At 68.2% G+C, this 24,104-nt stretch carries 25 protein-coding genes and 1 tRNA gene; 8 read left to right on the top strand and 18 right to left on the bottom strand.

The window, feature by feature from the left end:
- Positions 1-6: 6 nt before the first annotated feature.
- From ACSHWB_RS23955 to ACSHWB_RS23940, 4 genes are read right to left on the bottom strand one after another with little or no spacing between them, the layout of a single operon-like run.
- A complete protein-coding gene (locus ACSHWB_RS23955) occupies positions 7-300 on the bottom strand; it encodes a hypothetical protein (protein WP_439664228.1) in 294 nt (97 codons plus the stop codon).
- A complete protein-coding gene (locus tag ACSHWB_RS23950) occupies positions 294-641 on the bottom strand; it encodes an Asp23/Gls24 family envelope stress response protein (RefSeq protein ID WP_439664227.1) in 348 nt (115 codons plus the stop codon). The genes ACSHWB_RS23955 and ACSHWB_RS23950 overlap by 7 nt, the downstream gene beginning before the upstream one ends.
- A 4-nt stretch (positions 642-645) precedes the next feature.
- Positions 646-1,200 carry an Asp23/Gls24 family envelope stress response protein gene (locus ACSHWB_RS23945; protein WP_439664226.1) on the bottom strand — a complete coding sequence of 185 codons (555 nt, stop codon included), beginning with the start codon at positions 1,198-1,200 and terminating at the stop codon, positions 646-648.
- Positions 1,191-1,748 carry an RNA polymerase sigma factor gene (locus ACSHWB_RS23940; RefSeq protein WP_439664225.1) on the bottom strand — a complete coding sequence of 186 codons (558 nt, stop codon included), beginning with the start codon at positions 1,746-1,748 and terminating at the stop codon, positions 1,191-1,193. Before ACSHWB_RS23940 ends, ACSHWB_RS23945 begins: the two co-directional genes overlap by 10 nt.
- A 183-nt stretch (positions 1,749-1,931) precedes the next feature.
- On the opposite strand from ACSHWB_RS23940, the gene ACSHWB_RS23935 reads away from it, so the two are divergent.
- The gene (locus ACSHWB_RS23935; RefSeq protein ID WP_266043508.1) at positions 1,932-2,138 is read left to right on the top strand and encodes a CsbD family protein; all 207 of its coding nucleotides are present in this window, start codon (positions 1,932-1,934) and stop codon (positions 2,136-2,138) included.
- Positions 2,139-2,171: 33 nt separating this feature from the next.
- Here ACSHWB_RS23935 and ACSHWB_RS23930 read toward each other — a convergent pair whose 3' ends face one another.
- The 6 genes from ACSHWB_RS23930 to ACSHWB_RS23905 all read right to left on the bottom strand — a co-directional run bounded on the left by ACSHWB_RS23930 (position 2,172) and on the right by ACSHWB_RS23905 (position 7,283).
- A complete protein-coding gene (locus tag ACSHWB_RS23930; RefSeq protein WP_439664224.1) occupies positions 2,172-3,197 on the bottom strand; it encodes a saccharopine dehydrogenase family protein in 1,026 nt (341 codons plus the stop codon).
- 9 nt (positions 3,198-3,206) lie between these two features.
- A complete protein-coding gene (locus ACSHWB_RS23925; protein WP_439664223.1) occupies positions 3,207-3,500 on the bottom strand; it encodes a hypothetical protein in 294 nt (97 codons plus the stop codon).
- 65 nt (positions 3,501-3,565) lie between these two features.
- A complete protein-coding gene (locus ACSHWB_RS23920) occupies positions 3,566-4,072 on the bottom strand; it encodes a GNAT family N-acetyltransferase (RefSeq protein WP_439664222.1) in 507 nt (168 codons plus the stop codon).
- A gap of 13 nt (positions 4,073-4,085) precedes the next feature.
- Positions 4,086-5,288: a cytochrome P450 gene (locus ACSHWB_RS23915; RefSeq protein WP_439664221.1), complete on the bottom strand. Its 1,203-nt coding sequence runs from the start codon at positions 5,286-5,288 to the stop codon at positions 4,086-4,088.
- Positions 5,289-5,344: 56 nt separating this feature from the next.
- Positions 5,345-5,716: a hypothetical protein gene (locus tag ACSHWB_RS23910; protein ID WP_439664220.1), complete on the bottom strand. Its 372-nt coding sequence runs from the start codon at positions 5,714-5,716 to the stop codon at positions 5,345-5,347.
- Positions 5,717-6,407: 691 nt separating this feature from the next.
- Positions 6,408-7,283, bottom strand: a complete 876-nt coding sequence (locus ACSHWB_RS23905) for a hypothetical protein (RefSeq protein WP_439664219.1) — start codon at positions 7,281-7,283, stop codon at positions 6,408-6,410.
- Between the two features lie 500 nt (positions 7,284-7,783).
- On the opposite strand from ACSHWB_RS23905, the gene ACSHWB_RS23900 reads away from it, so the two are divergent.
- Positions 7,784-8,395, top strand: coding sequence for a hypothetical protein (locus ACSHWB_RS23900; protein WP_439664218.1), 612 nt, complete (start codon positions 7,784-7,786; stop codon positions 8,393-8,395).
- Positions 8,396-8,427: 32 nt separating this feature from the next.
- Here the strand turns inward: ACSHWB_RS23900 and ACSHWB_RS23895 are convergent.
- The 3 genes from ACSHWB_RS23895 to ACSHWB_RS23885 form a co-directional block, all read right to left on the bottom strand.
- Positions 8,428-8,502 (bottom strand) — tRNA-Val (locus tag ACSHWB_RS23895).
- Positions 8,503-8,539: 37 nt separating this feature from the next.
- Positions 8,540-9,004 carry a peroxiredoxin gene (locus tag ACSHWB_RS23890; protein WP_439664217.1) on the bottom strand — a complete coding sequence of 155 codons (465 nt, stop codon included), beginning with the start codon at positions 9,002-9,004 and terminating at the stop codon, positions 8,540-8,542.
- Between the two features lie 83 nt (positions 9,005-9,087).
- Positions 9,088-9,519 carry a DUF3052 domain-containing protein gene (locus ACSHWB_RS23885; RefSeq protein ID WP_191305365.1) on the bottom strand — a complete coding sequence of 144 codons (432 nt, stop codon included), beginning with the start codon at positions 9,517-9,519 and terminating at the stop codon, positions 9,088-9,090.
- A 319-nt stretch (positions 9,520-9,838) separates the two neighbouring features.
- On the opposite strand from ACSHWB_RS23885, the gene aceE reads away from it, so the two are divergent.
- Positions 9,839-12,598 (top strand): pyruvate dehydrogenase (acetyl-transferring), homodimeric type, encoded by a 2,760-nt coding sequence (gene aceE, locus ACSHWB_RS23880; RefSeq protein WP_439664216.1) that lies wholly within the window; start codon positions 9,839-9,841, stop codon positions 12,596-12,598.
- Between the two features lie 347 nt (positions 12,599-12,945).
- On the opposite strand, the gene ACSHWB_RS23875 is transcribed toward aceE, so the two are convergent.
- Both ACSHWB_RS23875 and pnuC read right to left on the bottom strand, forming a co-directional pair.
- Positions 12,946-14,118, bottom strand: coding sequence for a M14 family zinc carboxypeptidase (locus ACSHWB_RS23875; RefSeq protein ID WP_439664215.1), 1,173 nt, complete (start codon positions 14,116-14,118; stop codon positions 12,946-12,948).
- Positions 14,115-14,738, bottom strand: coding sequence for a nicotinamide riboside transporter PnuC (gene pnuC / locus ACSHWB_RS23870; RefSeq protein ID WP_439664214.1), 624 nt, complete (start codon positions 14,736-14,738; stop codon positions 14,115-14,117). Before pnuC ends, ACSHWB_RS23875 begins: the two co-directional genes overlap by 4 nt.
- A gap of 55 nt (positions 14,739-14,793) precedes the next feature.
- Between pnuC and ACSHWB_RS23865 the strand changes: the two genes are divergently transcribed.
- On the top strand, positions 14,794-15,882 hold the full coding sequence (locus ACSHWB_RS23865) for a phytase (protein ID WP_439664213.1): 1,089 nt from the start codon (positions 14,794-14,796) through the stop codon (positions 15,880-15,882).
- Between the two features lie 9 nt (positions 15,883-15,891).
- Complete coding sequence (locus tag ACSHWB_RS23860) at positions 15,892-16,935, top strand: winged helix DNA-binding domain-containing protein (RefSeq protein WP_439664212.1); 1,044 nt, start codon at positions 15,892-15,894, stop codon at positions 16,933-16,935.
- On the opposite strand, the gene ACSHWB_RS23855 is transcribed toward ACSHWB_RS23860, so the two are convergent.
- From ACSHWB_RS23855 to ACSHWB_RS23845, 3 genes are all read right to left on the bottom strand, one after another.
- Complete coding sequence (locus tag ACSHWB_RS23855) at positions 16,932-17,975, bottom strand: glucose-1-phosphate thymidylyltransferase (RefSeq protein WP_439664211.1); 1,044 nt, start codon at positions 17,973-17,975, stop codon at positions 16,932-16,934. The two genes, ACSHWB_RS23860 and ACSHWB_RS23855, sit on opposite strands and share 4 nt — an antisense overlap.
- Positions 17,976-18,116: 141 nt before the next feature.
- Positions 18,117-18,887, bottom strand: a complete 771-nt coding sequence (locus ACSHWB_RS23850) for a mechanosensitive ion channel family protein (protein WP_439664210.1) — start codon at positions 18,885-18,887, stop codon at positions 18,117-18,119.
- Positions 18,888-19,104: 217 nt separating this feature from the next.
- Positions 19,105-20,664 (bottom strand): alpha/beta fold hydrolase, encoded by a 1,560-nt coding sequence (locus ACSHWB_RS23845; RefSeq protein WP_439664209.1) that lies wholly within the window; start codon positions 20,662-20,664, stop codon positions 19,105-19,107.
- 121 nt (positions 20,665-20,785) lie between these two features.
- Between ACSHWB_RS23845 and ACSHWB_RS23840 the strand changes: the two genes are divergently transcribed.
- From ACSHWB_RS23840 to ACSHWB_RS23830, 3 genes are all read left to right on the top strand, one after another.
- On the top strand, positions 20,786-21,985 hold the full coding sequence (locus ACSHWB_RS23840; RefSeq protein ID WP_439664208.1) for a PucR family transcriptional regulator: 1,200 nt from the start codon (positions 20,786-20,788) through the stop codon (positions 21,983-21,985).
- A gap of 194 nt (positions 21,986-22,179) precedes the next feature.
- Positions 22,180-23,106: an ACP S-malonyltransferase gene (locus ACSHWB_RS23835; RefSeq protein ID WP_439664207.1), complete on the top strand. Its 927-nt coding sequence runs from the start codon at positions 22,180-22,182 to the stop codon at positions 23,104-23,106.
- Positions 23,107-24,084 (top strand): beta-ketoacyl-ACP synthase III, encoded by a 978-nt coding sequence (locus ACSHWB_RS23830; protein WP_439664206.1) that lies wholly within the window; start codon positions 23,107-23,109, stop codon positions 24,082-24,084.
- The last annotated feature ends 20 nt before the right edge of the window (positions 24,085-24,104 follow it).

Here is a 24,104-nt window from a genome sequence, read left to right as displayed (position 1 = left end):
GAAACGTCACGACCCGTTCAGGTGATCGAGGGCACGTTTGTCCACATCGGTCACCACGATCCGTACAACGGCGTCTTCCCATTGCGTGCCAAGCAGAACGGCCCGCAGTGCCGCACCGGCCTCCGCGATCGGCAGCGGCAGCCGGGTCGCGACGACCCGGACGCACACCAGTTCGTCCTCGACGTCGACGGCCAGCGAGTCGACGTCCCAGGCGATCCACGAGCGGGTGGGCTCCGGCGCCGACGGTCGCAGACCGTCGACCTTCTCCAGTGCCTTCAACAACTCCGTCACGATCACCATGCGACGTCCACGATCGTGACGAAGACGGACTCCACCTCGACGCCGGTCAGTTCCGGCACGAGCGCGCGCACCGACCGTTGCACGGCACGAGCCACGACCGCGGCCTGGTCCTGGCCCGAGATCACCACATCCACCTCCAGCAGCGCGACGGCACCCGACCACCGCACCCGCACGCCTTCCACCGGCGCCGGCTGCAGTCCCTTGATCTGCTGCCTCGCCGCCCGCACCACCGAGCTCACGAGGCCCGCCACACCCGGCTGCACGCGCACCCCGGCGACCCGTTCGGCCGCGTGCACCGCGACCGCCGCCACCGCCGGAGCGGACACGACTGTTTCGATCACTCGCTCATCCTTCGAGAACGTCGGCCACGACGAGGTCCAGGCGGGCGAGCCGCACACCGATCCGTGCGGAGGCCGCGGCCAGCACCCGGCGCCGCACCTCCTCGTACGTCCGGTGCGTGACGAGGCTCGCGGTGATCGCGATGCTCAGCTCGACCTCGATCACGGGGTCCATGCCGGTCGACTCCGGCGCTTCGACGACACGGCATCCGCGCGCCCGCACACCGTCGACACCATCCGCCGCGTAGCGCAGCACCGCCGCGACGGCGCGCGTGCTGATCCTGGCCAGGCCGTCACCGGGCAACGGCACGACTTCGGAGCGCCGCACATCGGCACGCACCGCGGACATCACACGGCTGACCAGGTCGAACGGTGGCTCGACCTCTTCGCGGACCATGTCCGCCGTCGCCTCGCGCAGAACCAGCAGACTCTCCCGCACCGCCGCGCAGTGCGGGCACGAACGCGTGTGTTCGCGCGCGTGTTCGTCTGGAAGGTCGATCGCCTCCCAGACCTCTTCCACGTCCCGCCCGCACGGCAGGACGTAGTCGGACGTCACCGCCACGGCGCCATCACCTCCGCGAGTTGTGCCCGTGCCCGCGCGAGCCTGCCGCGCACCGACTGCTGGGTCGTGCCGATCGCCTCGGCGATCTCGTCGTAGGACCGGCCGTGGACCTCGCGCAGCACCCAGCACGCCCGCTGCTCCGGTGTGAGGTCGCGCAGTGCGGCCTGCAGCGCGTCGAGCTGCGCGTTCACCTCCACCGCGCGTTCGGGCCGGGTCCGCGGCGCCGGCGACTCGTGCTCGTCGAGCTCGGTGTCGGCGTGCGGTTTGCGCTTGCGCAGCACGTTCAGGCACTGGTTGGTGGTGGTGCGGTAGAGCCAGCCGAGGAACGCCCCGTCGTCGTTGAGCTGCCCGAGACGCCTCCACGCGGTCAGGAACACGTCCTGCACCGCGTCCTCGGCGTCGCCGGTGCTGCCCACGATGCGCAACGCCAGCCGGTACATCGGCCCCTGATAACGGCGCACGAGCTGCTCATATGCCCTCATGTCACCGTCACGGGACCTTGCCACCAGCGTGGCATCGTCGAGTGCGGTTGCCTCGGCCACGCTCATGCGCACACCCCCGCCCAAATTTGTTTCGTCGCCTGATGGACACGTTCGATCGCGGAACGTCACGCGGTTCCGTGATTTCCCACCCGTGACGGCTCTCACCCGGTTTTCACCCGACAGTGGCGTGACGAAGGCGCAGGAAGGGGCATCGAACCGGTGTCAGACCAACCAGCTCAGGAGGACGCGATGTCGCTGTCGGACAAGATCGGCAACAAGGCGGAAGAGCTCGGCGGCAAGGCCAAGGAGACCGCGGGCGAGGTCACCGGCGACGAGCAGCTCGCCAACGAGGGCCGCGCCGACCAGGCGAAGGCGGCCGTGAAGGACGGCGTGGAGAAGGTGAAGGACGCCGTCGGCGGGGTCGTCGACAGCGTCGCCAAGCACCTCAAGAAGTAGCGAGCGCTTCTAGCGGCAGCTAGAGGGTCTCACTCACGTGAAGCGGACCTCGCCCGCGACGACGCCGTCGAGCTCGCGCACGAAGTCGGCGCCGAACGCGCTGGACGGCGTGTGCGAGCCGGGCGCCACGCCGTTGATCTTGCCGATGGCGCGGAGCACGGCGTCCGCGGTGAGGCTGTAAGCGTTCGGGGTGGTGATCGCGCATTCGACCTTCGTCTGCGCGTCCCACGCCTCGCCGAACACCTCGGCCCTGGTGCTGGCGCGCTTGCGCTCGTCAGGGCCCTTCACCTTGCCGGCGACACTCTTCGCGACGTTCTGCACGAACGCTGTCTGCAGCACGGGCGCGAACACCTGCTGCAACTGCCCGAGCACACCCGGCACGGCGGTGAACGTCGTGATGTTGGGGATGCCGGTCGAACGGTACGCGGTGCTCACGTCGCCCCACGGGATGCTGCCGACCTCACGCGGCCCTGAGCGGAAGTAGGCGGTCCGCCTGCGGTGACCGATGCGGACGCTCCTCAGGTCGCCGTTCACGCGGATGCGCCCACCCACGGCGGCGGCCTCCACGGACGTCTTGGTGGTGCCCGCGCTCGCCCCTCCCCCGACGACGAACGCGAGGTCGAGGTGCGTCGCGGACGGCAAGGCGTTCTTCAGGATCGCGGCGACACAGTCCGTGGGCACGACGTCGAACCCAGCGCCGGGCAACAGCACGATGCCCGCCTTGCGTGCGTCGACGTCCCTCAAACCGACGGACTCGAAGACATCGATCTCGCCCGTGATGTCCAAGTAGTGCGTGCGGCTCCTCAGGCAGGCGTCGACCATCGCCGTGGACGTGTGTGCGAACGGCCCCGCGCAGTGCACGACGGCATCGACGTCCTCCAGGTGCGCCCGCGCCTGACTCAGGTCGAACGCCCGATGCTCCAGCCCCAGGGCGGCGGCGATCGGCTCGACCTTCTCGAGCGAGCGCCCAGCGAGGATCGGCCGTTCGCCGCGCTTGACCGCGAGCTCGGCGATGAGACGTCCGGTGTAGCCGTTGGCGCCGTAGACCATCCACGTCATGCCGCGACCTTACCGGCGAGTAGCCCTTCGGGAACCGACCAAAGAGCCGATCAGCAACAGCACGCCCAGCCCGATCACTGGCAGCCCCCAGAGCAGACGGCGGTGCCTCAGGTCGGCGCAGATGTCCACATAGGCCGGACTGACGGCGGAGGCCGCGGGCTCGTCGAAACCGAGCCCCAGACTGTTGCCGCAGGGGACCAGAGACCCGCTCGGCGCCTCGACGGCCAGCATCACGAACAGGATCGCACCCCCACCGAGCAAGAACGCGAGACCGACCACGACGGCGAACGTGCGCACTGACATAGGCAAAAGTTACGTCTCAAATGGACTTGGGGATAGCCCTGGTCAGACGCATTGGGGTTGATCCCCTAATCCCCGGCTGAACGCACCTCGCCCCCCACTCCCACGTTGCGGGCCGCAAACGCGTAGCGCTGCTCCAGACGGCCGTTGCGCGGATGCGGCGCAGGGGCGCCGACCTTGATCCATCCGAGGCGTTCGTAGAGCCGCACGCCTCGCACGTTGTCGACGTAGACCAGCAACTCGGCCTTCTCGTATCCATGCTTGATCAACACATCCGGCAATGCCCGCAGCAACGCCTCCCCGACGCCCGTGCCCCAAGCGCCGGGGTGCACACCCACGTAGTTGATGTAGGCGGTGTCCGTCTCTTGTGGACCCCCGGCGAGGAAACCCACCGCCTGGCCGCCGTCCCGCGCGATCAGGAGCAACGACGGCTCGTTCGCGAGAGCGCTCTCCACCCCCGGCCGCGCGGCTTCCAGTGACGGCACCTCGTCGTAGCCGTCCCTCTTCGCGACCGCGTGCGCCCAGATCACCGCGGCCGTGTCGACGTCTTCCGGTCCCCCTTGGATGATCTCCATACCGGCCAGCGTGTCAGCGCCGCAGCACGACCGGAAGCGATTTAAGGCTGGCCATGATGTCGTTGTGCGTCACCAAGGGCTGTTCGTCACCCGAGTAGACCGCGCCGGGGAACCGACCCGTCAGCTGACGCAGCACGGTCTCGGTCTCCAAGCGGGCGAGCGCCGACCCCAGGCAGAAGTGCGGCCCGTGCCCGAACGTCGCGTGGCCGGTCGTCTCGCGGTCGAGCCGGTACTCGTCGGCCTTGTCGTGCGCCCGCGGGCACCGCCCGGCGGCACCGAGGTTGATGAGCAGCAGCGTGTTCTCCGGAACCATCACGCCGTCGATCTCGACCGGTTCGATGGTGATGCGGTGCGTGGCGCTGCGAACCGGCGAGTTGTGGCGCAACGTCTCCTCGACGAGCCGCGGCACCAGTGCGGGATCTTCGGCGGCCTTGTGCCACAGATCGTTGTCCAACGCGTCGTGCACCACGTTCGCAATGAGGCTCGCCGACGTCTCATGGCCCGCAACGACGAGAAGGAACGCCATCGCCATAAGTTCGTCGTGACTCAGATGGTCGCCATCGTCACCAGCCGCCGTGGCCAACACACCGAACAAGGACTGCGGATCCAACGCACGGCCCGTGAGCAGCCCGTGGAAGTAGCCGCCCAGCTCGTCACTCGCGGGCTGCGACACCTCGGGTTCCATCGACATCATGGTCTCGATCAACGTGCGGACCCGCGCGCGATCCTGCGCCGGCAACCCGAGGACCTCGCTGATGACGTGCATGGGCATCGGCACCGCCAGCTCCGCGACGAGGTCGACCTCTTCGTTCTCGGGCAGCCTGGCGATCAGCTCCGCGCTGATCTCCTCGATGCGCGGCGCGAGCTGCTGCACCGCCTTGCTGTTGAACGCCTTCACCGCCAGCGCCCTCAGCCGGGCGTGCTGCGGGTTGTCACTGTTCAGCATGCTCGGCCCGAACAGCCCGGCAAGGTTCTCCTGAGCGCTTCCCTGCTCCGCGAGCTGCCGCTTGATCTCGCGCTGCAACTTCGCGCTGTCCTTGGAGAGCCGCTGATCCGCGAGCAGCTGACGGGCAAGCTCCAGCCCAACCGTCACCACCTGCATCCTGACGCCGTTGGGCAACGTCACGGCATGCAGGGGCCCCTCTTCCCGTGCGTCGTCCTCGATCCGGTGGTGCTCACGTGCGCGCAACTCGCCGCCGGTCAACAAGTTCGACATGGCCGGTCTTCGCCTCCGTTTGGACTCGACTAAGACCGTTCTACCGTGATCGCCGCCTAACGGAACGAGTCCAACGCGCTGATCGACTCCACAGCCGGCAACCGCGGCGGCTCAGCGGCAATGGCCTTGCGCCCCAGCACCCACTCCGGCAGGTGGTGCCGCAGCGCCGCACGCCCCTGCGCGGTGATGTCGACGGGCGCGGCCATCCCGTGGTCCATGGCCCGCTCGGGCACGACCCACGTGATCCAGTCCCTGAGCCTGAGGATCTCGAGGTCGTCCGCGTCCCACTGCTTGGCGGGCCGGTGCTCCAGGTACCAGCTCGTGGCGCCGCGGTGCACGCCTCCCTGCTCCACCAGGGCGAGCAGCTTGATCTGCTCCTGCGTGACGGTGGTGGGGATGGGCTTCGCGGCCTTGCCCTTGCGTTTCACAGGTCTTGGTCGTCCTTCGAGGTGGCGGGCCGAACGTCCCCGACAAACGCGTACAAGCTACGTCACGGGCCTGGCCAGTTCCAGCAGTTCTCACGAACCGAGCAGCCTCGAACCACCGATGCACGGCAGCCGAGCCCTCGCGATGGCGAATACTTCGATCGAGCGAAGAGCCAAATGCCGGAAGCCGTAACGGAATCCATTCCGTCACCGAATCAACGGTACGTCAGCGGACCAGCGAACGAAGGACGCCCAGGCTGCAGCCTCACTTCCGCCTTCCCGTGCGCTCGCCCGCACGTCGAAGGCACGCCGCCGATGGCAAGCCCAGGGCGCTGGCTCTGATGCCTGACTACCACGTTGTAACCCACTGATGGAGCTCACCTGCGCGCGTTCGTCACAGTCGGTGCCACGTCCTGACGCAGGCGGCATTGGCGATGCCGCTACACGCGCGGTGGCCCTGTAGGGTATTCCCACTGAGAATTACACACCCTGAGCCAACAGAAAACAGAGCATCCTCGCGCCGTGGGCGCCGAGGCTATTTTTGCTTTCTCGAACTCGACGTAGAAATTGACGGAGGACCGGCTTCAATGTATCTCTTCCTTGGGGGCGACGGCGGCGACGGAGACGACGACTAGATCCCGTCGTACCACCGATCGTCCACGTGAAGGGGAAGCAGGAACGAACCGCGACCCCTTCACTTCAGCTCCAGCTTCATCCCGACCCGGCGGTGGGCCCCGACGCCGGAGGCCTTCAACCGGATCCGGGAGCCGCTCTCGGCATCACCGAGCCGCTTTATCTTGAAGCTCCCGTCCTGATCGGTGAAGCCCACCGGCTCGAAGTACGCGTCACGGCCACGCGGCAGCACCACGGTGTAGGACAGGTTCAGCAGCGCGCCGGCCAAGCGGACCGTGAAGAAGTCCGGCTGATGTTTCCCGACCATCAGCGGCTGGCACATCATCGGCCACTTCAGGTCCACGACCAGGCTGATCTCGCTGTCCTTCGCGGGCGGCGAGTCGAAGTGGACGTAGAGGTGGAACTTGCCGTCCGTCTTCCAGTGCATGGTCTTGCGCAACGTGGCGCCCGGCTTGTCGTCGACCAGCAGGCTGCGCACCTCGACCTTGACACCGCGCCGGCAGCGAGCGGGCTGCGCCCAGCCACAACCGAGAGCCACGCGAAAGAACAGGGCGTCGTCACCCAATACCTTGATCCGCACCTTGACGACGACATTCGTCCCGCCCCGGTCGTCGGTGATGACGCTCTCCTGCTCCCAGCCGACGATCTGGTAGAACGGCTCTTCGCTGCGGCGGATGTGCGAGCAGTAACGGGTGACCAGTTCTTTGTGCTCTTCCAGCTCACGTCGCATCGAACGACGGTCGGCCAGCAGCACGAGACCAAGTGATGTCACGGCGAAGACCGCGACCAGGAGCGCCGCCGACTTGATGAACAGACTGCCGAACACGGCACCGGGCAACGCCGCGACCGAGAGAATGCCCAGGACCGCCTTCGCAATGGCAGGCGGCCCCTGCCCGAGCAGGTAGTCGTCCAGCCACGACACGAATTCCCGCAGCATCGCACTCCCCCTCGCCCGTCTGGTCAGGTGGGGGTGCTCCGTAAGCCCTGGAAACTACTAGGCGCACAACCCGTCTAACAGATTGTGTGCCACGCTCCGAACATTTCCCACGGCCAGTCACGCCAACGGCGGCTGCCCGCTCCGGTATTTCACTCTTCCACCGAGAGCAGCGAGTACGCAAGGTAACTTCCGGCGGTCCCCACCTCTCCAAAAGAGCAGCACCCACCCACACCTTCAGCGCAACGCGGACAAAATGCGTGCGCCCTGTGTTCATATTCTTCCAGATATGGAAAGAGGGCGATTTGTGGACAGGAAAAGAGACACGGACCAGCAGACCGCAAAGCCCTGCCGAACCACTAGACCGAACGGGTACACCGGCGGACGCCGGTAACACCGATCCTCCATCCGCCCGATAGCTCCACCAACCGGAGCAGCCCGAACCGCACGACGAGGCCATGGGCACGCGCTGCTCCCCGCCGACCCGGTCGAAGGGACCAGCCATGATCGAACTCGACGGGTTCGGGGGCTTCGTTCAGCTCTACCTGCTCGCCTTCTTCTTCGGCGCCTTCGGCGGTCTCGTGGGAGAGCTGCTGAAGGGGAACAAGGGCCGGTTCAAGACCCAGCGATGGACGTTGTCCAAGAAGAAGGCCGAAGAGGCGGACGAGACCTCGCTCTCTGACAGACAGAGGAAGAGGGCCAAGAGGAAGGCCGAGAAGAGGCGGCGGCTGTTCCGGGATCTCGGCGGATGGGCCAGCGTCCTCGTCGGTGCGGCAGCCGCCATGGCGGTGTGGTGGATTCTCCCGCCGAAAGAGACCCTCGTGCCGAACCAGCCCACCTCGTACTCGTACAGCGCCATCGCGGTCGTCAGTCTGTCGATCATCGTCGGATCGGCCGGCAGCGCTTTCCTGGCCGCCTTCCAGGCCAAGGCACTGGCCGCCGTGCAGGTCCAGGAGATCAAGGCCCAGGCGGCGCGGGGCGTCGACGAGGTGGCCGCCGCTGCCGATGGCACCGACGCGAAGGCGAAGGCCGAGCAGATGGCCATCGAGGTGAAGAAAAGGCTGCGCGACATCGGGGACAGCGGCATCGGCAATCCCGACGAGGACCAGTTCTAGCGACATGGCCCACGCTGTGAACAACGCACGAGTGGTGGGCGCGACAGGGTTCGAACCTGCGACCGCTCGGGTGTAAACCGAGTGCTCTTCCGCTGAGCTACACGCCCCAATCCCAACGCCGCGAAGCGCGGGGACACAACTACATCATGCCCTGAGAGAGGCTACGGCCTTCTTCCAGGCATCCTGATCGCGGGCCTCACCGGGCGCGTTCACCTCGGCGAAGCGCACGACACCGGCCACGTCCACCAGGAACGTACCCCGCAGCGCCATGCCCACGGCCTCGTTGAACACGCCGTAAGCCTGCGCGACGGCCCCGTGCGGCCAGAAGTCGGACAGCAGGGGGAACTGGTACCCCTCCTGGTTCGCCCACGCCTTCAGCGCGAACGGGGAGTCCACGGACACGCCCAGCACCTGGACGTTCTCGTCCTCGTAGGTCGCCAGTTCGTCGCGCAGCCGGCAGAGCTCGCCCTGGCAGGTGCCGCTGAACGCGAACGGGTAGAAGACCACGAGAACGTTCTTCACGCCTCGGTACGACGACAACGTCACGGGCTGCTTGTTGTAGTCGTTGAGCGTGAAGTCCGGGGCTTCCGAACCGACCTCGACCGCCATGGAATCAGACCCCTCCGAGTGACAAGACGAACCCACGGGCGAGCTACCGCCCGTGGATCAACCCTATGTCAGCTCGATGAGGATCAGCGCTTGGCCTTGGCCGACTTCGGCCACACCAGGCGGATGCCCGCCCAGTCGTCGGCGACGCTGATGTTGGAGGTCTGCGACAGGCCTGCGGTGGGGACCGCTTCTGCGACGTCGCTCGGCTCCACGTGGCCGGGACGGCCGGTCTTCGGGGTGAGAACCCAGATCACGCCGTCCTCGGCGAGCACGCCGGTGGCCTCGAGAAGGGCGTCAACCAGGTCGCCGTCGTCCTCCCGCCACCAGAGCAGCACGACGCTCACGGTCTCATCGGCCTCCTCGTCGAGGAGATCTCCCCCGATCCGCTCCTCGACTGCGGCACGCAAGGCGTCATCGACGTCCTCGTCCCAGCCGAGTTCCTGGACGACCATGCCCGATTCGATCCCGAGCTTCTCGGCGACGCCGATCTTGCCGGCGTCTTCCGCGGCGACCACGGTTTTCACTCCTCCAACTACGCAAGAGCGACAGCCCTAAGACTGCCGCCAGAGTCCGTTACTCGGGCTAGCGAACACTGTCAGCTACCTCCGGCGCAACTGTTGACCACGTGACACGCCGTAACAGGCACCCCTGTGGAGTTCCCTAGACTGCCATGAGGCACGCTCTACATACCTCTTATCGCGCGCGCGTGAGCGACACGATCCAGAACTACCGACCGGTAGCGATGACGAAGTCGCCACGCAAGGACAACGATAGGAGCGCGTGGCACGGTTTCCGGGCCATCGCGTGTACCGCCAACGAAGCCGAGGAGACACCTTGAGCCCGCAGAACACAGGCCCCGAGCGGGTACGTGTCATTCGCGACGGTCTCGCAGCCCACCTGCCGGACATCGACCCCGAAGAGACGTCCGAGTGGCTGGAGTCGTTCGACGAGGTGCTCAAGGGCGGCGGGCAACAGCGGGCTCGCTACCTGATGCTTCGACTGCTGGAGCGCGCCGGCCAGAACCAGGTCGGCATTCCCTCGCTGACCAGCACCGACTACGTCAACACCATCCCCACCGAGCGGGAGCCGTGGTTCCCCGGTGACGAGGAGGTGGAGCGTCGTTACCGTGCGTGGATCCGCTGGAACGCCGCGATGACGGTGCACCGCGCGCAGCGGCCCGGTGTGGGTGTCGGTGGACACATTTCGACGTACGCGTCCAGCGCGTCGCTCTACGAGGTCGGCTTCAACCACTTCTTCCGCGGCAAGAACCACCCCGGCGGCGGCGACCAGATCTTCATCCAGGGTCACGCCTCCCCCGGTGTGTACGCTCGCGCCTTCCTCGAGGGCCGGCTGAGCGAGCACCAGCTCGACGGCTTCCGCCAGGAGTACTCGCACGCCGGACCGGGCGGCGGCCTGCCGTCGTACCCGCACCCGCGCCTCATGCCGGACTTCTGGGAGTTCCCCACGGTCTCCATGGGCATCGGCCCGATGAACGCGATCTACCAGGCGCGTTTCAACCGCTACCTGCGTGACCGCGGCTTCAAGGACACGTCCGACCAGCACGTGTGGGCGTTCCTCGGCGACGGCGAGATGGACGAGCCGGAGTCGCGCGGCCTGCTCCAGCTCGCGGCGAACGAGCAGCTGGACAACCTGACGTTCGTGGTCAACTGCAACCTGCAGCGCCTCGACGGCCCTGTGCGCGGCAACGGCAAGATCATCCAGGAGCTGGAGTCGTTCTTCCGCGGTGCCGGCTGGAACGTCATCAAGGTCGTCTGGGGCCGCGAGTGGGACGCGCTGCTGCACGCGGACCGCGACGGCGCGCTCGTCAACCTGATGAACAACACGCCCGACGGCGACTACCAGACGTACAAGGCGAACGACGGCGCGTACATCAAGGAGCACTTCTTCGGCCGTGACCCGCGGACGAAGGCGCTCGTCGACCCGATGACCGACGACGAGGTGTGGAACCTCAAGCGCGGCGGCCACGACTACCGCAAGGTCTACGCGGCCTACAAGGCGGCGACCGAGACCGTCGGCCAGCCGACCGTGATCCTCGCCAAGACGATCAAGGGCTACTCGCTCGGCAAGCACTTCGCGGCGCGCAACGCGACGCACCAGATGAAGAAGATGACCCTCGACGACCTCAAGGGCTTCCGGGACAGCCTGCGCATCCCGATCTCCGACGAGGTGCTCGAGAAGGACCCGTACCTGCCGCCGTACTACCACCCCGGACAGGACAACCCGGAGATCCAGTACATGCTGGAGCGCCGCCGTCAGCTGGGTGGTTTCCTGCCGGAGCGCCGCACGAAGTCCAAGGCGCTGGTGCTGCCGGGCGACAAGGTCTACGAAGGCATCAAGCGTGGCTCCGGCAAGCAGGAGGTCGCCACGACGATGGCGTTCGTCCGGCTCGTCCGCGACCTCGCGAAGGACCCGGAGATCGGCCCGCGCATCGTGCCGATCATCCCGGACGAGGCACGTACGTTCGGCATGGACTCCATGTTCCCGACGCAGAAGATCTACAACCCGAACGGCCAGGCGTACACCTCGGTGGACGCCAACCTGATGCTCGCCTACAAGGAGTCCGAGCAGGGCCAGATCCTGCACGAGGGCATCAACGAGGCGGGTTCCACGGCGTCGTTCACGGCGGTCGGCACGTCCTACGCCACGCAGGGCGAGCCGATGATCCCGATCTACATCTTCTACTCGATGTTCGGCTTCCAGCGCACGGGCGACGGCCTGTGGGCGGCGGCGGACCAGATGGCGCGCGGCTTCGTGCTGGGTGCCACCGCGGGCCGCACCACGCTGACCGGTGAGGGCCTGCAGCACGCCGACGGCCACTCGCTGCTGCTGGCGCACACGAACCCGGCCGTGGTCGCCTACGACCCGGCGTGGTCGTTCGAGGTGGCGCACATCGTCAAGGACGGTCTGCGCAGGATGTACGGCGAGAACGCCGAGAACATCTTCTACTACATGACGGTCTACAACGAGCCGTACGTGCAGCCGGCCGAGCCGGAGGGCCTGGACGTGGAAGGCCTCCTGCGGGGCCTCTACAAGTACCAGGACGGCCCGCAGACCGGTGGCCCGCGTGCCCAGATCCTCGGGTCCGGTGTGGGCCTCCCGTGGGCTCTCAAGGCGCAGAAGATGCTCGCCGAGGAGTGGGGCGTGTCCGCGGACGTGTGGTCCGCCACGTCGTACTCGGAGCTGCGTCGCGACGCCGTCGAGACCGACCGCCACAACCTGCTGCACGTGGACGCCGAGCCGCGCGTGCCGTACGTGACGAAGGTGCTCAAGGACGTGCAGGGCCCCGTGGTCGCGGTGTCCGACTGGGCGTCGGCGATCCCGGACCTGATCCGGCCGTACGTCCCGACCGACATGACGACGCTGGGCACGGACGGCTTCGGCTTCTCCGACACCCGCCCGGCCGCCCGCCGCCACTTCCTGGTGGACGCGGAGTCCGTCGTCGTCGCCACGCTGGCCGCTCTGGCCCGGCGCGGCGAGGTCGAGCAGTCCAAGGTCGTCGAGGCGGCCCGCAAGTACCGCATCGACGACGTGCAGGCGGCGGGGCCTTCCACGGGCGACGCGGGCCTGGCGTAGCTCTCAGGGCTGTGTGAGGGGCCGTCCCGCTTCGGCGGGGCGGCCCCTTCGCGTAACCGAGCGGGTCGTGCTCGACGTGTCGTCGGACGAGCCACTGTCCGCAATGAGCAGATCACTCGCTTCGGTGACGGTCGCCCCGGAGAGGTGACGGTGGAGATGGCAGGCGTGCTCGGCGAGATTGCGCTCCATCCGCGCCGGCAGATCGTCGTGCATCCCGCCATCCGACCAGCCGCAGAGATCGCTCGCGACCGATATATCAGTCCACTGATATATCGGTTGTGCAAAAGACGTTTGCGGACGTCCGCAAACGTCTTTTGCACAAGGGTCGGTAAGCGCAGGTCAGAGGGCTAGCACTGGGCGACGGGCTGGGCGCTGAGGAGCGGGCCGTCGGCTCGGGCGTCCAGCAACAGCGGGACCAGGGCGCGGGCCTCCTGCTTCAGCGGCACGATGCGGTCGCCGCCTCGCAGGTACTGGGACTTGATGCCGTGCAGGGCCAGTTCGTCCTGCACCTCGCGGTACTGCGCCCCTGTCAGCACGTAACCGCACGGCGGGGTGGTCACCACGTCCGAGGGATCCGGCGCCTGGTTGTCGGCGCCGCCGAAGTAGATCGGACCGCTGCGGACCGCGCGCGACGCCGCGTTGGCCGCCTCGATCCCGGACCGGTTCGCGTGGACGAACGACTGGGTGCCGTCGAGGGCGAGCAGGTGCGACTCGACCCGGTAGGCCGGCGTGCCGTCGACGTTGGTCTCGACCAGCAGGCCCATGCCGTGCTTGAGACCCCCGGTGTTGCGCAGGATCCGTTCCTGGCCGTCACCCGCGATCTGACCGGTGGGCTCACCGGTCTCCGGGTCGATCAGGATCCCGTAGACGCCGGACGTGCGACCGGCGGCTTCGACCGAAGGACGCACGTACGAGCGGGACAGCGTCTCCGAGAGCGAGTGCACGCCGTCGGCGACGTTGAGGTTGCGCGGCCAAAGCCAGAGGACGTCCTTCACGTAGAAGGGCTCGGAGGGGCCGAACTCGTGCAGGTCGTGGATGACGTCGGGCTGCCAGTCGCGGATCACGGAGGCCATCGCGCGGGCCTCGGCGGAGCGCAGCAGCAGGTGGTCGCGGTTGATGTCGATGCCAGAAGAGTTGCCGCGGGTGTCGGCGACGCGGCCGTCCGGGTTGGCGTTCGGCACGAAGAAATAGGTCACGTCCGACGAGCGCGGCAGGGAGCGCATGCGGATCAGGCACGCCTCGCGGCCAGCGGGTTCGTCGCCGTGCTGGGAGCAGATGAAGAGCACCACCGTGCGCGCGGAACGGGAGCCCACGCGCACGAGCTGGATCGGGCGGCCCTGCGCGGTCACGCCGATCTGCGTGACGGGCAGGCCGGTGGCGCGCAGGTAGGCCTGTTCCTCGGCCTCGGTGGTCCACTTGCCGGTGAGCTCGAAACCGGTGCGCAACGGAGGAGCGGCGACAGCCGGAACAGCGACCAGCAACGAGACAGCAGCCAGTAGAGCGATCAACAGTCCCCTCATAGAGGAGACTTTGCCGCCTGTGTCAACCGGCGGGCGGTGCGGTTCCAGTCGACGAAACCGTGGATCACCAGGCCCGCGAAGATCAGGTAGACGAACGCGCTGAAGTACAGGCCCGACTGGATCTGCAACGGCACGCCGACGGCGTCGACCACCAGCCACACCAGCCAGAACTCGACCAGCCCCAGGCCCTGCAGCGCGAAGGCGAGGATCGTGCCGATGAAGATCGCGGCGTCCGGCCACGGCGCCCACGAGGCGTCCAGGGCGTCCAGCACCAGCGCGAACGCGACCGTGCCGACGACGAAGGCGATAGCCACCGCGGTTCGTTCGCGCCAGGAGCCCTTGCGCACCACCACGCCGAAGACCGGGTCACGGCGGCGCACCCACGCGTACCAGCCGTAGACGGCGATCGCACCGACAGCGACCTGCCTGGTCGCGAGGCCGCCCAGGTGCGCCGACATGTAGACGGTGAACAGCAACGCGACAGAGACCAGCTGAACGGGCCAGGTCAAGAGTGAACGGCGCTGCGCGAGGAACACCACCGCGAGCGCCAGCACCTGCCCGACCAGCTCCGTGTAAGCGATCTTCTGGCCGAAGAGCGTCAATCCCACGTCGTACCACACGGCTTGTTCCCCCGCGGTTCAGTCGCAGTACACCGGTGTTTCCTACGGTCCCACCATGTCATCTTCCTTAGCACTGGCGCTCGTGCCTTTGTTCCTCACCGCACCGGCCACGCCCGTCATCACACCGACGGTGATCACGCAGACGTTCGAGGAGCCGGCCGACGCGGACGACCCGGCCATCTGGGTGAACCCGCGCAACACCGAACGCAGTGTGGTCCTGGGCACGCTCAAGGAGGGTGGCCTGGCGGCGTTCGACCTGAACGGCCGCACGATCGGCGTCTACCCGGCACCGCTGCCGCCCGCCCCGGACGCGAAGCCCGGCCGCTTCAACAACGTCGACGTCCTCGGCGACCTGGCGTTCGTCAGCGACCGCGGCCGTGACCGGATCCGGGTGTTCCAAGTGGACGAACGCGGCGCGAGGGACGTCACGAACCCCGCCACCAGGCCGGTGTTCAGCAAGACCGAGGCGGAGGTCGACGACCAGCACACCGTCTACGGCCTGGCCGCGGGGCGCGTCAACGGCAAGGACGTCGTCGTCACCAGCCGGCGCAACGAGACCAGCATCGCGCTCCTCCAGGTCCAGAAGGGCAAGACCTACGACACCGAGAAGGTGTCCACTCTGGACCTTCCGAGCAGCTTCACCCTCCCCAACGGCAAGACGTGGACGGTGTGCGGTGAGCCCGGCGAGGGTCCGCAGGTCGAGGGCATGGTGATCGACGAACGCACGAGCACCCTGTACGCCGCCCAGGAGGACGTCGGCATCTGGCGCATCCCGTTGCGTTCCAACGGCTTCGGCAAGCCGCAGCTCGTCGACAAGGTCCGCACCTGGGGCGCGCCGCAGAAGTTCGACCCCGAGACGGAGGAGTGCGAGCCCGACGGCCCGAACCCCGGCTTCGGCGGCAAGTGGCTCGAGGCCGACGCCGAGGGCCTCACGATCGCGGACGACGTGCTGCTCGCGTCCAGCCAGGGCGACTCGCGGTTCGTGGCCTACCGCAAGGCGGACATGAAGCCGCTGAAGGACTTCAGGATCGCCGACGTCGAGCACTCCGACGGCGCCGACATCGTGCTGGGCAGGCTCAACCTGCTCGTCGTCCACGACGGAGAACGCCCGAACGGCACCGGTTTCGCGTTCATCAGGTTCTAGTCTGTCCCAATGGGGACGCTCAGCCAGGACCAGCTCAACCGGGCACTGATCGAACGCCAGATGTTGCGCGAGCGCGCCAGTAAGAGCGCGCTCGCCACCATCGAGCACCTCTTCGGCATCCAGGCGCAGGAACCGAAGTCGCCGTACGTCGGCCTCTGGACGCGGCTGCACGACTTCCAGCCGAAGGAGCTCGAAGACCTCCTGACCAACCGCGAAGCCGTCCGCATGCTCCTGATGCGCGGCACGATCCACCTGGTCAGCGCACGCGACGCGCTCGGCCTGCGGCCCCACACCCAGCTCAAGCTCGACCGCGAACTGCAGAGCGGCCCGTTCGCCGGAAGGCTCCAGGGCCTCGACTTCGACGAGGTCGCCGAGGCGGGCCGCGCGATCCTCGACGAGACCCCGCAGGGCACCGCGGACGCCGGCAAGCAGCTGAAGCAACGCTGGCCCGACCGCGAGCACACGGTCCTGGGCAACGCGCTGCGCAACAAGCTCGCCCTGGTCCAGCTCCCGCCGCGCGGCTTCTGGCACACCAGCGGCAGGGCCGTCTGCACGACCGTCGAGAACTGGCTGGGCCGGCCGCAGAGCGCCATGGACAAGGAAGAGCTCGTCCTGCGCTACCTCGGGGCGTTCGGCCCGGCGAGCGTCATGGACGCCCAGCAGTGGTCCGGCCTCACCAGGCTCGCCGAGACGTTCGCGGCACTGCGCCCGCGGCTCGTGACGTTCCGCAGCGAGTCGGGCAAGGAGCTCTTCGACCTCCCCCACGCCCCGCGCCCCGACCCGGAGACCCCGGTCCCGGTCCGGCTGCTGCCCGAGTTCGACAACATCCTGCTCGCCCACGCCGACCGCAGGAGGGTCATCGCGGACGACCGGCTCGGCGTGGTCATCGGCGGCAAGCCCACGGTCCTCGTCGACGGCTACGTCGTCGCCACCTGGGCGATCACCAAGGAACGCACGATCACCGTCGACTACATCGACAAACTGGACAAGAGCAGGCAGAAGGCGGTCGCCGAGGAGTGCGACCGCCTTCAGGACTGGGTCGGGAGGAACTAGGCGGCGACCTCGACGGACGCGCCATCACCGACGACCAGCCGGTGCTGGCGCGCCGACCCGACACGGGCACGGCGCCCGATCAGCGACGTCTCGATGCCCGAGACGTTGTGCACGGAGGCCTCGTTCAGCACGATCGAGTCGGCCACCCCGGACTCGGTGATCCGGCAGTCCGCGCCGATCGACGTGTACGGCCCGATGATCGACTCCTCGACCAGAGTCCCGGCGCCGATGATCACGGGCCCGACGATGCACGACCGCACCACGCGCGCACCCTCCTCGACCACGACGTCACCGATCAGCCGGGACTCGTCGTCGACGATGCCCTGGATGTCCGTCCGCAGGCCCATGAGCAGCTCGCGGTTGCACTCCAGGACGTCCTCGACCTTGCCGGTGTCCTTCCAGAACCCCGAGTACATCCGCGCCCGCACGTCGCGTTCGTGCGTCACCAGCCACTGCAGCGCGTCGGTGATCTCGAACTGGCCGCGCCACGACGGCTCGATCGCGTCGACGGCGGCGTGGATCGCGGGCGTGAAGAAGTAGACGCCGATCATCGCGAGGTCGCTGCGCGGCTCCTGGGGGTGCTCGATCAGCCGCGTCACGCGCGAGTTCTCGTCCACCTCCGCGACGCCGTAGAGCCGCGGGTCCTCCACCTTGTCCACGAGCACCTGCGCGGACGGCCGCAGCCGCTCGAACTCGTCCGCGATCTGGCCGATGCCCTCCACCAGCACGTTGTCGCCCATGTACAGCACGAAGTCGTCGTCACCGAGGAACGGCCGCGCGATCCGCACGCAGTGCGCGAGACCGAGCGCCACGTCCTGCTGGATGTAGGTGATCGAGACACCCAGGTACGAGCCGTCGCCGAACAGCTCGGAGATCTCCTGGGCGCCGTCCCCCACGACGATGCCGATGTCGGTGATCCCGACGTCCCGCAGGTTCTCCACGACGTACTCGAGCACCGGCTTGTTCGCGATGGGGACGATCTGCCGAGGCAGCGAGTATCCGGCCGGGCGTACGCCCGCGGACAGCACAAGGGCTTTCATTGGTCCTCCACCGCGACGGAACAGTTCGGGTGGAGACGAGGCTGCGGCCGGGCGCTGGATCGAAACTGGAGAACCGTCAGAACACCAGAAAGGGGCCCTGCGCGAGATGTTTCGCGCGGGGCCCCTTCCGGGAAACGAGAGCTACCTCTCGGACATCGGGGTGCCCGACGGAGGCGTCGGCATGTCACCCATGCGGCCGCCCACGGTGGACGGCATCTCCTGCGACGCACGCGGCATCGGCGACTGGGCCTGCGCCTCGTCCTGCACGCGGGTCAGCCAGCCCTCCCAGCGCTGCTGCATCGGGCGGACCAGGCCGCCACCCACACCGATGACGATCACGCCGGCGACGGTGGCGAGCACGGCGATCAGGACCGGCATGGTCACCGAGATCGCGATGCCCAGCTGGTTGAGCGCAGCGATGATGCCGAGCGCCATCACGAAGCCGTAGGTGATGTTGCCCATGATCTTCGTGTACGAGCGCTGGCCCAGCGCACCGGTCACGAGGCCCTTGAGCGCCGTGCCGATGGCCGACGCGACGATCACGAGCACCAGCGCCACGACGATGCGCGGCAGGTACGCGATGACCTCGTTGAGCAGCGTGCTGACCGGGTTCGAGGCGCCGAAGACGCCGAACGCCAGCTGCAGCGCGATGAGCAGCACGAAGTAGTACACGATCTTGGCGATCAGGCCGGACGCGTCCATCGAGGACTGCCGCATCGCGCCGTTGAGGCCCGACTTGTCGACGAGCTTCTCGAAACCGACGCGCTTGAGCAGGAAGCCGACGCCCTTGGCGAGCGCCTTCGCGATGAACCAGCCGATGACCAGAACGAGCAGGAAGCCGAGCAGCTTCGGCACGAACGTGGCGATCATCGCCCACGCCTGGCCCAGGCCCTCGGTGATTTGCGAGCCCACGGGCCCTCCTAGAACAAAGTTGCGGTGAGTGAAGTTCAGACGACGTGATCGTTTCGTGGATCACACCGCTCCACAACTTCGACACCGCTACACGAAAGGGTGGCTGACGTGGATTTTTGTCGTAATACAGTCCAGAGTGGAACCACCGGTGGGGACCGGGGAGAGGGAAGCGCCCGCCACGCTCCGTGGTGGGCGCTTCCACATTTCCCGGCCAGTTCTACGGCCGCCCTGCGCTCAGCCCGCGGCCGTCGAGGTACGCCTGGATCCGCTCGGGGGACAACGCGGGCGCGGTGCCCGGCTGACCGTCCTTCGGCACGTCCGGCCGCGGGTCGCCGGTGCACTCGGAGCTGCTGCCCGGCAGCGCCCCGTCGACCAGGTACCTGTCGACCTTCTCGTCGACGCAGGCGTTGCCGCCGTTGTAGAGGCCGTGCTTGCCCTCGTCGGTCACGGTGATCAGGTTGTGCCCGAGCCGCTGGGCCATCGCCGGGCCGCTCGCGTACTGGGTCTGCGTGTCGCCCTCCGACTGCACGACGATGCCGATCGGGTAGCCGTTGCGGCCGATCCTCACCGGCGGTTCCGGCGGGCTGAACGAGCGGAACGTGCACGTCATCGGCGCGGCCCGCACGATGCCGAAGCCGTACGGGTAGCGCTCGCGGAACATGCGCATGTCCTCGTAGTAGACGCTCAGGTCGGTCGGCCAGTCCGACTCGCAGGTGACCGTGTCGAACACGCCCGACCGCAGCTCCTCCAGCCCGGTCTTCGCGAGCACCTGCCCGGCCTTGGCGCCCTCGGCGTTCGCCGGCTTCTCCCCCGACCGCAGCTTGGTCACGATCGACGCCAGGTCCGACCACAGTGGACGGTAGCGGGCGCCGACACCCAGTGCGCCGTCGAAGGAGGAGCGGTTGTGCTCGCCGATCGGCGTCGCGTGCAGCTTCGCAGCGACCTTCTCGACCTCGGCCAGCACCTCGTCGCGCGACTTGCCGAGCCCCAGCTTCTCGTTGCGCTCGCCCGCCCACGCGGCCCACGCCTCGACGTCCATCCGGTACGCCACGGCCTGCTGGCGGAACTGCTCGTGCCAGATCCACTCCGGGTGCACCGCGGAGTCGAGCACGCTGCGGTCGAGCCGGTTCGGGAACAACGTCCCGTACACCGCGCCCAGGTACGTGCCGTAGGAGTAACCCAAGTAGTTGATCTTCTGTTCGCCCAGCACGGCCCGCACGACGTCCATGTCCCGCGCGGTGTTCGCGGTGCTGATGAACTGCCGGATCCCCCCGCCGGACTTCTGGCACGCCTCCTCGGCCTCGCGCGCCTCGGCGGCCCACTTGCCGAACTCGCTGTCCGCGGGCCTGGACTCCGGCGCGGCGATCGCGGGCGCGGTGCGGCAGTTCAGCGCCGTCGAACCACCGACGCCGCGCGGGTCGATGCCGATCACGTCGTAGACCTGGGCGAGCTGGGACTTGGCCAGGAACAGCGGCAGGCCGAGCCCCGAACCCCCAGGTCCACCCGGATTGGTGAACAGCACGCCACGCCTGCGATCGGCCGCCGCGGCCTTCTTGCGGCTGATCGTCAGGTTGATCCTGTCGCCGGCCGGTTTGGTGAAGTCCAGCGGCGCGACGAGCGTGGCGCACTCCAGCTCGGCGAGCTTCCCGCTGCACGGTGCCCACTTCGCGGTCTGGGCGTGGAACTCGGCGAGCGGGTCGGGTGGGTCGGCGGAGGCGGTGACGCTCGTCATCAGCAACGCGACCACGCTCAGGGCAAGTGCCGGGAACCTACGCAAGACGAAACCTCCGCGCCGCGCCGAAAGACCTCTGCCGACCGACCGTATGGCCGCGATAACAGCGCCATGGGTTCTGTCACCCATCCCGGTGATGTCCCCTCAGTGGCCCTAAGCTGCGCGTATGACCAGCAGCAAGGCGAAGGAGGAGCACCCGCCCACGCTCTCCGCCCGCACGATGCGCAAGATCGAACGCGCGTCGGGCTCACTCGCCACCGCCAGCGTGGCCGAGATGGAACGGCGGCTGTCGTGGTTCGCGCGAATGCCCGCGGACCAGCGCGCGAGCGTGCTGCTGCTGATCCAGAACGGCGTGGCCGGGTTCGTCGAGTGGCTGCACGACCGCCAGCAGGCGATCCGGCTCACCGCGGACGCGTTCCGCAGCGCCCCCAAGGACATCTCCCGCTGGGTGAGCCTGCGGCAGACCGTCGAGCTGGTCCGGATAGCGCTGGAGTTGTTCGAGGAGCAGATGCCGCAGATGGCGGCAACGGAGGCGGAGCGCGCGCTGCTGATGGAGGGCGTGCTGCGGTACGGGCGGGAGATCGCCTTCTCCGCGGCCACCTCCTACGCAGCCGCCGCCGAGGCACGCGGTGCCTGGGACGCGCGGCTGGAAGCGCTGGTCGTGGACGGTGTCGTGCGTGGCGATCCGGAGGAGTCGCTGCTGTCGCGTGCCGCGGCGCTGGGCTGGGACCCGGCGCTGGAGGCGACGGTGCTGGTCGGCAACCCCGGCGGCGAGGACCCTCCCGCGATCATCTACTCGGTGCGCAGCAAGGCCGCGCGTGCCGGTCGGCCGGTGCTGTTGTCCGTGCAGGGCTCACGCCTGGTCGTCGTGCTCGGCGGTCCGACCGAGACCGGCGAGGACGTGCTGGGGCGCATCTCCGAGGGCTTCGGTGAGGGCCCGGTCGTCGCGGGACCGACGGTCGCGTCGCTCGCCGAGGCCCATCGCAGCGCCAGCGACGCGTTGAGCGGACTGCGGGCCGTCGTGGGCTGGCCTGCCGCGCCCCGGCCGGTCCGTTCGCTGGACCTGCTGCCGGAACGGGCCCTGGCGGGCGACCCCGAGGCCGAGTGGCAGCTCGTCGACAGGGTCGCGCGTCCGCTGGAGGACGCCGGCGGCGCGTTGCTGGAGACCGTGGACGCCTTCCTGGAGGTCGGCGGCGTGCTGGAGACGTGCGCGAAAAGGCTGTTCGTGCACCCGAACACGGTCAGATATCGCCTTCGGCGCGTTCAGGAAATGACCGGAAGAAATGCACATGACGCTCGAGACGCACTTGTGCTTCGCGTCGCTTTGTCTGTAGGACGCCTTGCTCGGGCCCGTGGGCTGTGGTAGCGAACGGGTTGTGACGGACTTCGCACACGTCCATCAGGGTGAGGGCCAAACGACCCTCACCCTCGCTGAGCTGGGGCTACGTCGCGGGCCGTTCACCCGGCCGACACTTTTGTAGGGTCTCTACAAATACGATCGCAGTACTTCGTTCTTTACAGCATGGGGTACCGGTGGGTTCACCAGCTTTAGTAATCGACGTGATCGCACTCCTCGCGCCCGGACAAGGGTCCCAGACGCCCGGCATGCTCACCCCCTGGCTCGAACTGGAGGGGGCGGAGAAGCAGGTCCGCGCGTGGTCGGAGATCACGGGCCTGGACCTGGTGCGCCTGGGCACCACCGCGGAGGCCGACGAGATCGTCGACACCGCGATCACCCAGCCGCTGGTCGTGGCGCTCGCGCTGCTCGCGTTCGGTGAGCTGCGCCGCCGCGTCGAACTGCCCTCCGCCGTGATCGTCGGCGGCCACTCGGTCGGCGAGCTCGCCGCCGCGTCGGTCGCGGGCGTCATCAGCGCCGACGACGCCGTCGCACTGGCCGCCGTGCGCGGTGCCGCGATGGCGAAGGCGTGCGCACTGGAGCCGACCGGCATGGCCGCGGTCCTCGGCGGTGACGAGGCGGAGGTGCTCGCGCGCCTCGAGGAGCTCGGCCTCGTGCCGGCCAACCGCAACGGCGCCGGCCAGATCGTCGCGGCCGGCCCGCGCCCCGCTCTCGACGAGCTCGCGGAGAACCCGCCGGGCACGGCGAAGGTCCGCAAGCTCGCGGTCGCGGGCGCATTCCACACCAAGTACATGGCGCCGGCCGAAGACGCCGTGCGCGCGCGTGCCGCCGAAGTCACCACGCACGACCCGTTGCTGCCGCTGGTGTCCAACAAGGACGGTCAGGTCGTCACCGAGGGCACCGAGGTGCTGCGGCGCCTGGTCTCGCAGGTCACGAGCCCGGTCCGCTGGGACGTCTGCCAGGCCACCCTCGTCGAGAAGGGCGTGACCGGCTCGGTCGAGCTGCCGCCCGCCGGCGCGCTCACGGGTCTCGCCAAGCGTGCGATGAAGGGCACCGCCACCCTCGCCCTGAAGACCCCTGACCAGCTCGAGAAGGTCGCGGAGCTCTTCGACACCGTTGGAGCCAACTAAGTGACGACCTTCCAGGCCCCGCAGGCAGTTGCGGGTAGCCGCATCCTCGGTCTCGGCAGCTACCAGCCGGAGACCGTGGTGAGCAACCACGACCTCGCCCAGCGCATGGACACCTCGGACGAGTGGATCCGCGAGCGCGTCGGCATCGTCAACAGGCGCGTCGCGGCCAAGGACGAGGGCGTCGTGGACATGTCCGTCGCGGCGGGCACCAAGGCGATCGAGGACGCGGGCCTGACCGCGGCCGACATCGGCGGCGTGATCGTGGCGACGTGCACCATGCCGTCGACGATCCCGAACGCCGCGGCCCAGATCGCGACCCGGCTGGGCATCACCGCCGCGGCCGCGTTCGACCTGAACGCCGCGTGCGCGGGCTTCTGCTACGCCGTCGCGACCGCCGCCGACATCGTCCGCGGTGGCACGGTGCGCAACATCCTCGTCATCGGCGCGGAGAAGCTCACCGACTGGACCCACCCCGACGACCGCTCGACCGCGATCATCTTCGCGGACGGCGCGGGAGCCGTCGTGGTCGGCGCCAGCGACGAGAACCAGATCGGTCCCGTCGCCTGGGGCTCGGACGGCTCGATGTCCGAGGTCATCAGGATCGACGACCGCGACTCGTTCATCCACCAGGAAGGCCAGACGGTCTTCCGGTGGGCGACGACCCAGATCGCACCGGTAGCGCTCCGTGCCGCCGAACTCGCGGGTGTCGAACTGTCCGATGTGGACGTGTTCGCCCCGCACCAGGCCAACCTCAGGATCATCGAGGCGATCGCCAAGCGCCTGCGCAACAATGGTGCGCGGGAGGACCTGAAGATCGCTCGAGACATCGTCGAGTCCGGCAACACCTCCTCGGCCTCGATCCCCATCGCGCTGGACCACATGCGGTCGGCGGGCGAGATCTCCTCCGGAGACGTCGTGTTGATGGTCGGTTTCGGCGCGGGCCTGTCCTACGCGGGACAGGTGATCCGGTGCCCGTGAGCACCACCCACAGTTTTTCC

It is taken from the genome of Lentzea sp. HUAS TT2, from assembly GCF_051853195.1.
Taxonomy (GTDB): Bacteria; Actinomycetota; Actinomycetes; order Mycobacteriales; family Pseudonocardiaceae; genus Lentzea.
Note: the sequence above shows the minus strand (reverse complement) of the source record. Positions and strands in the feature narration are given on the sequence as shown.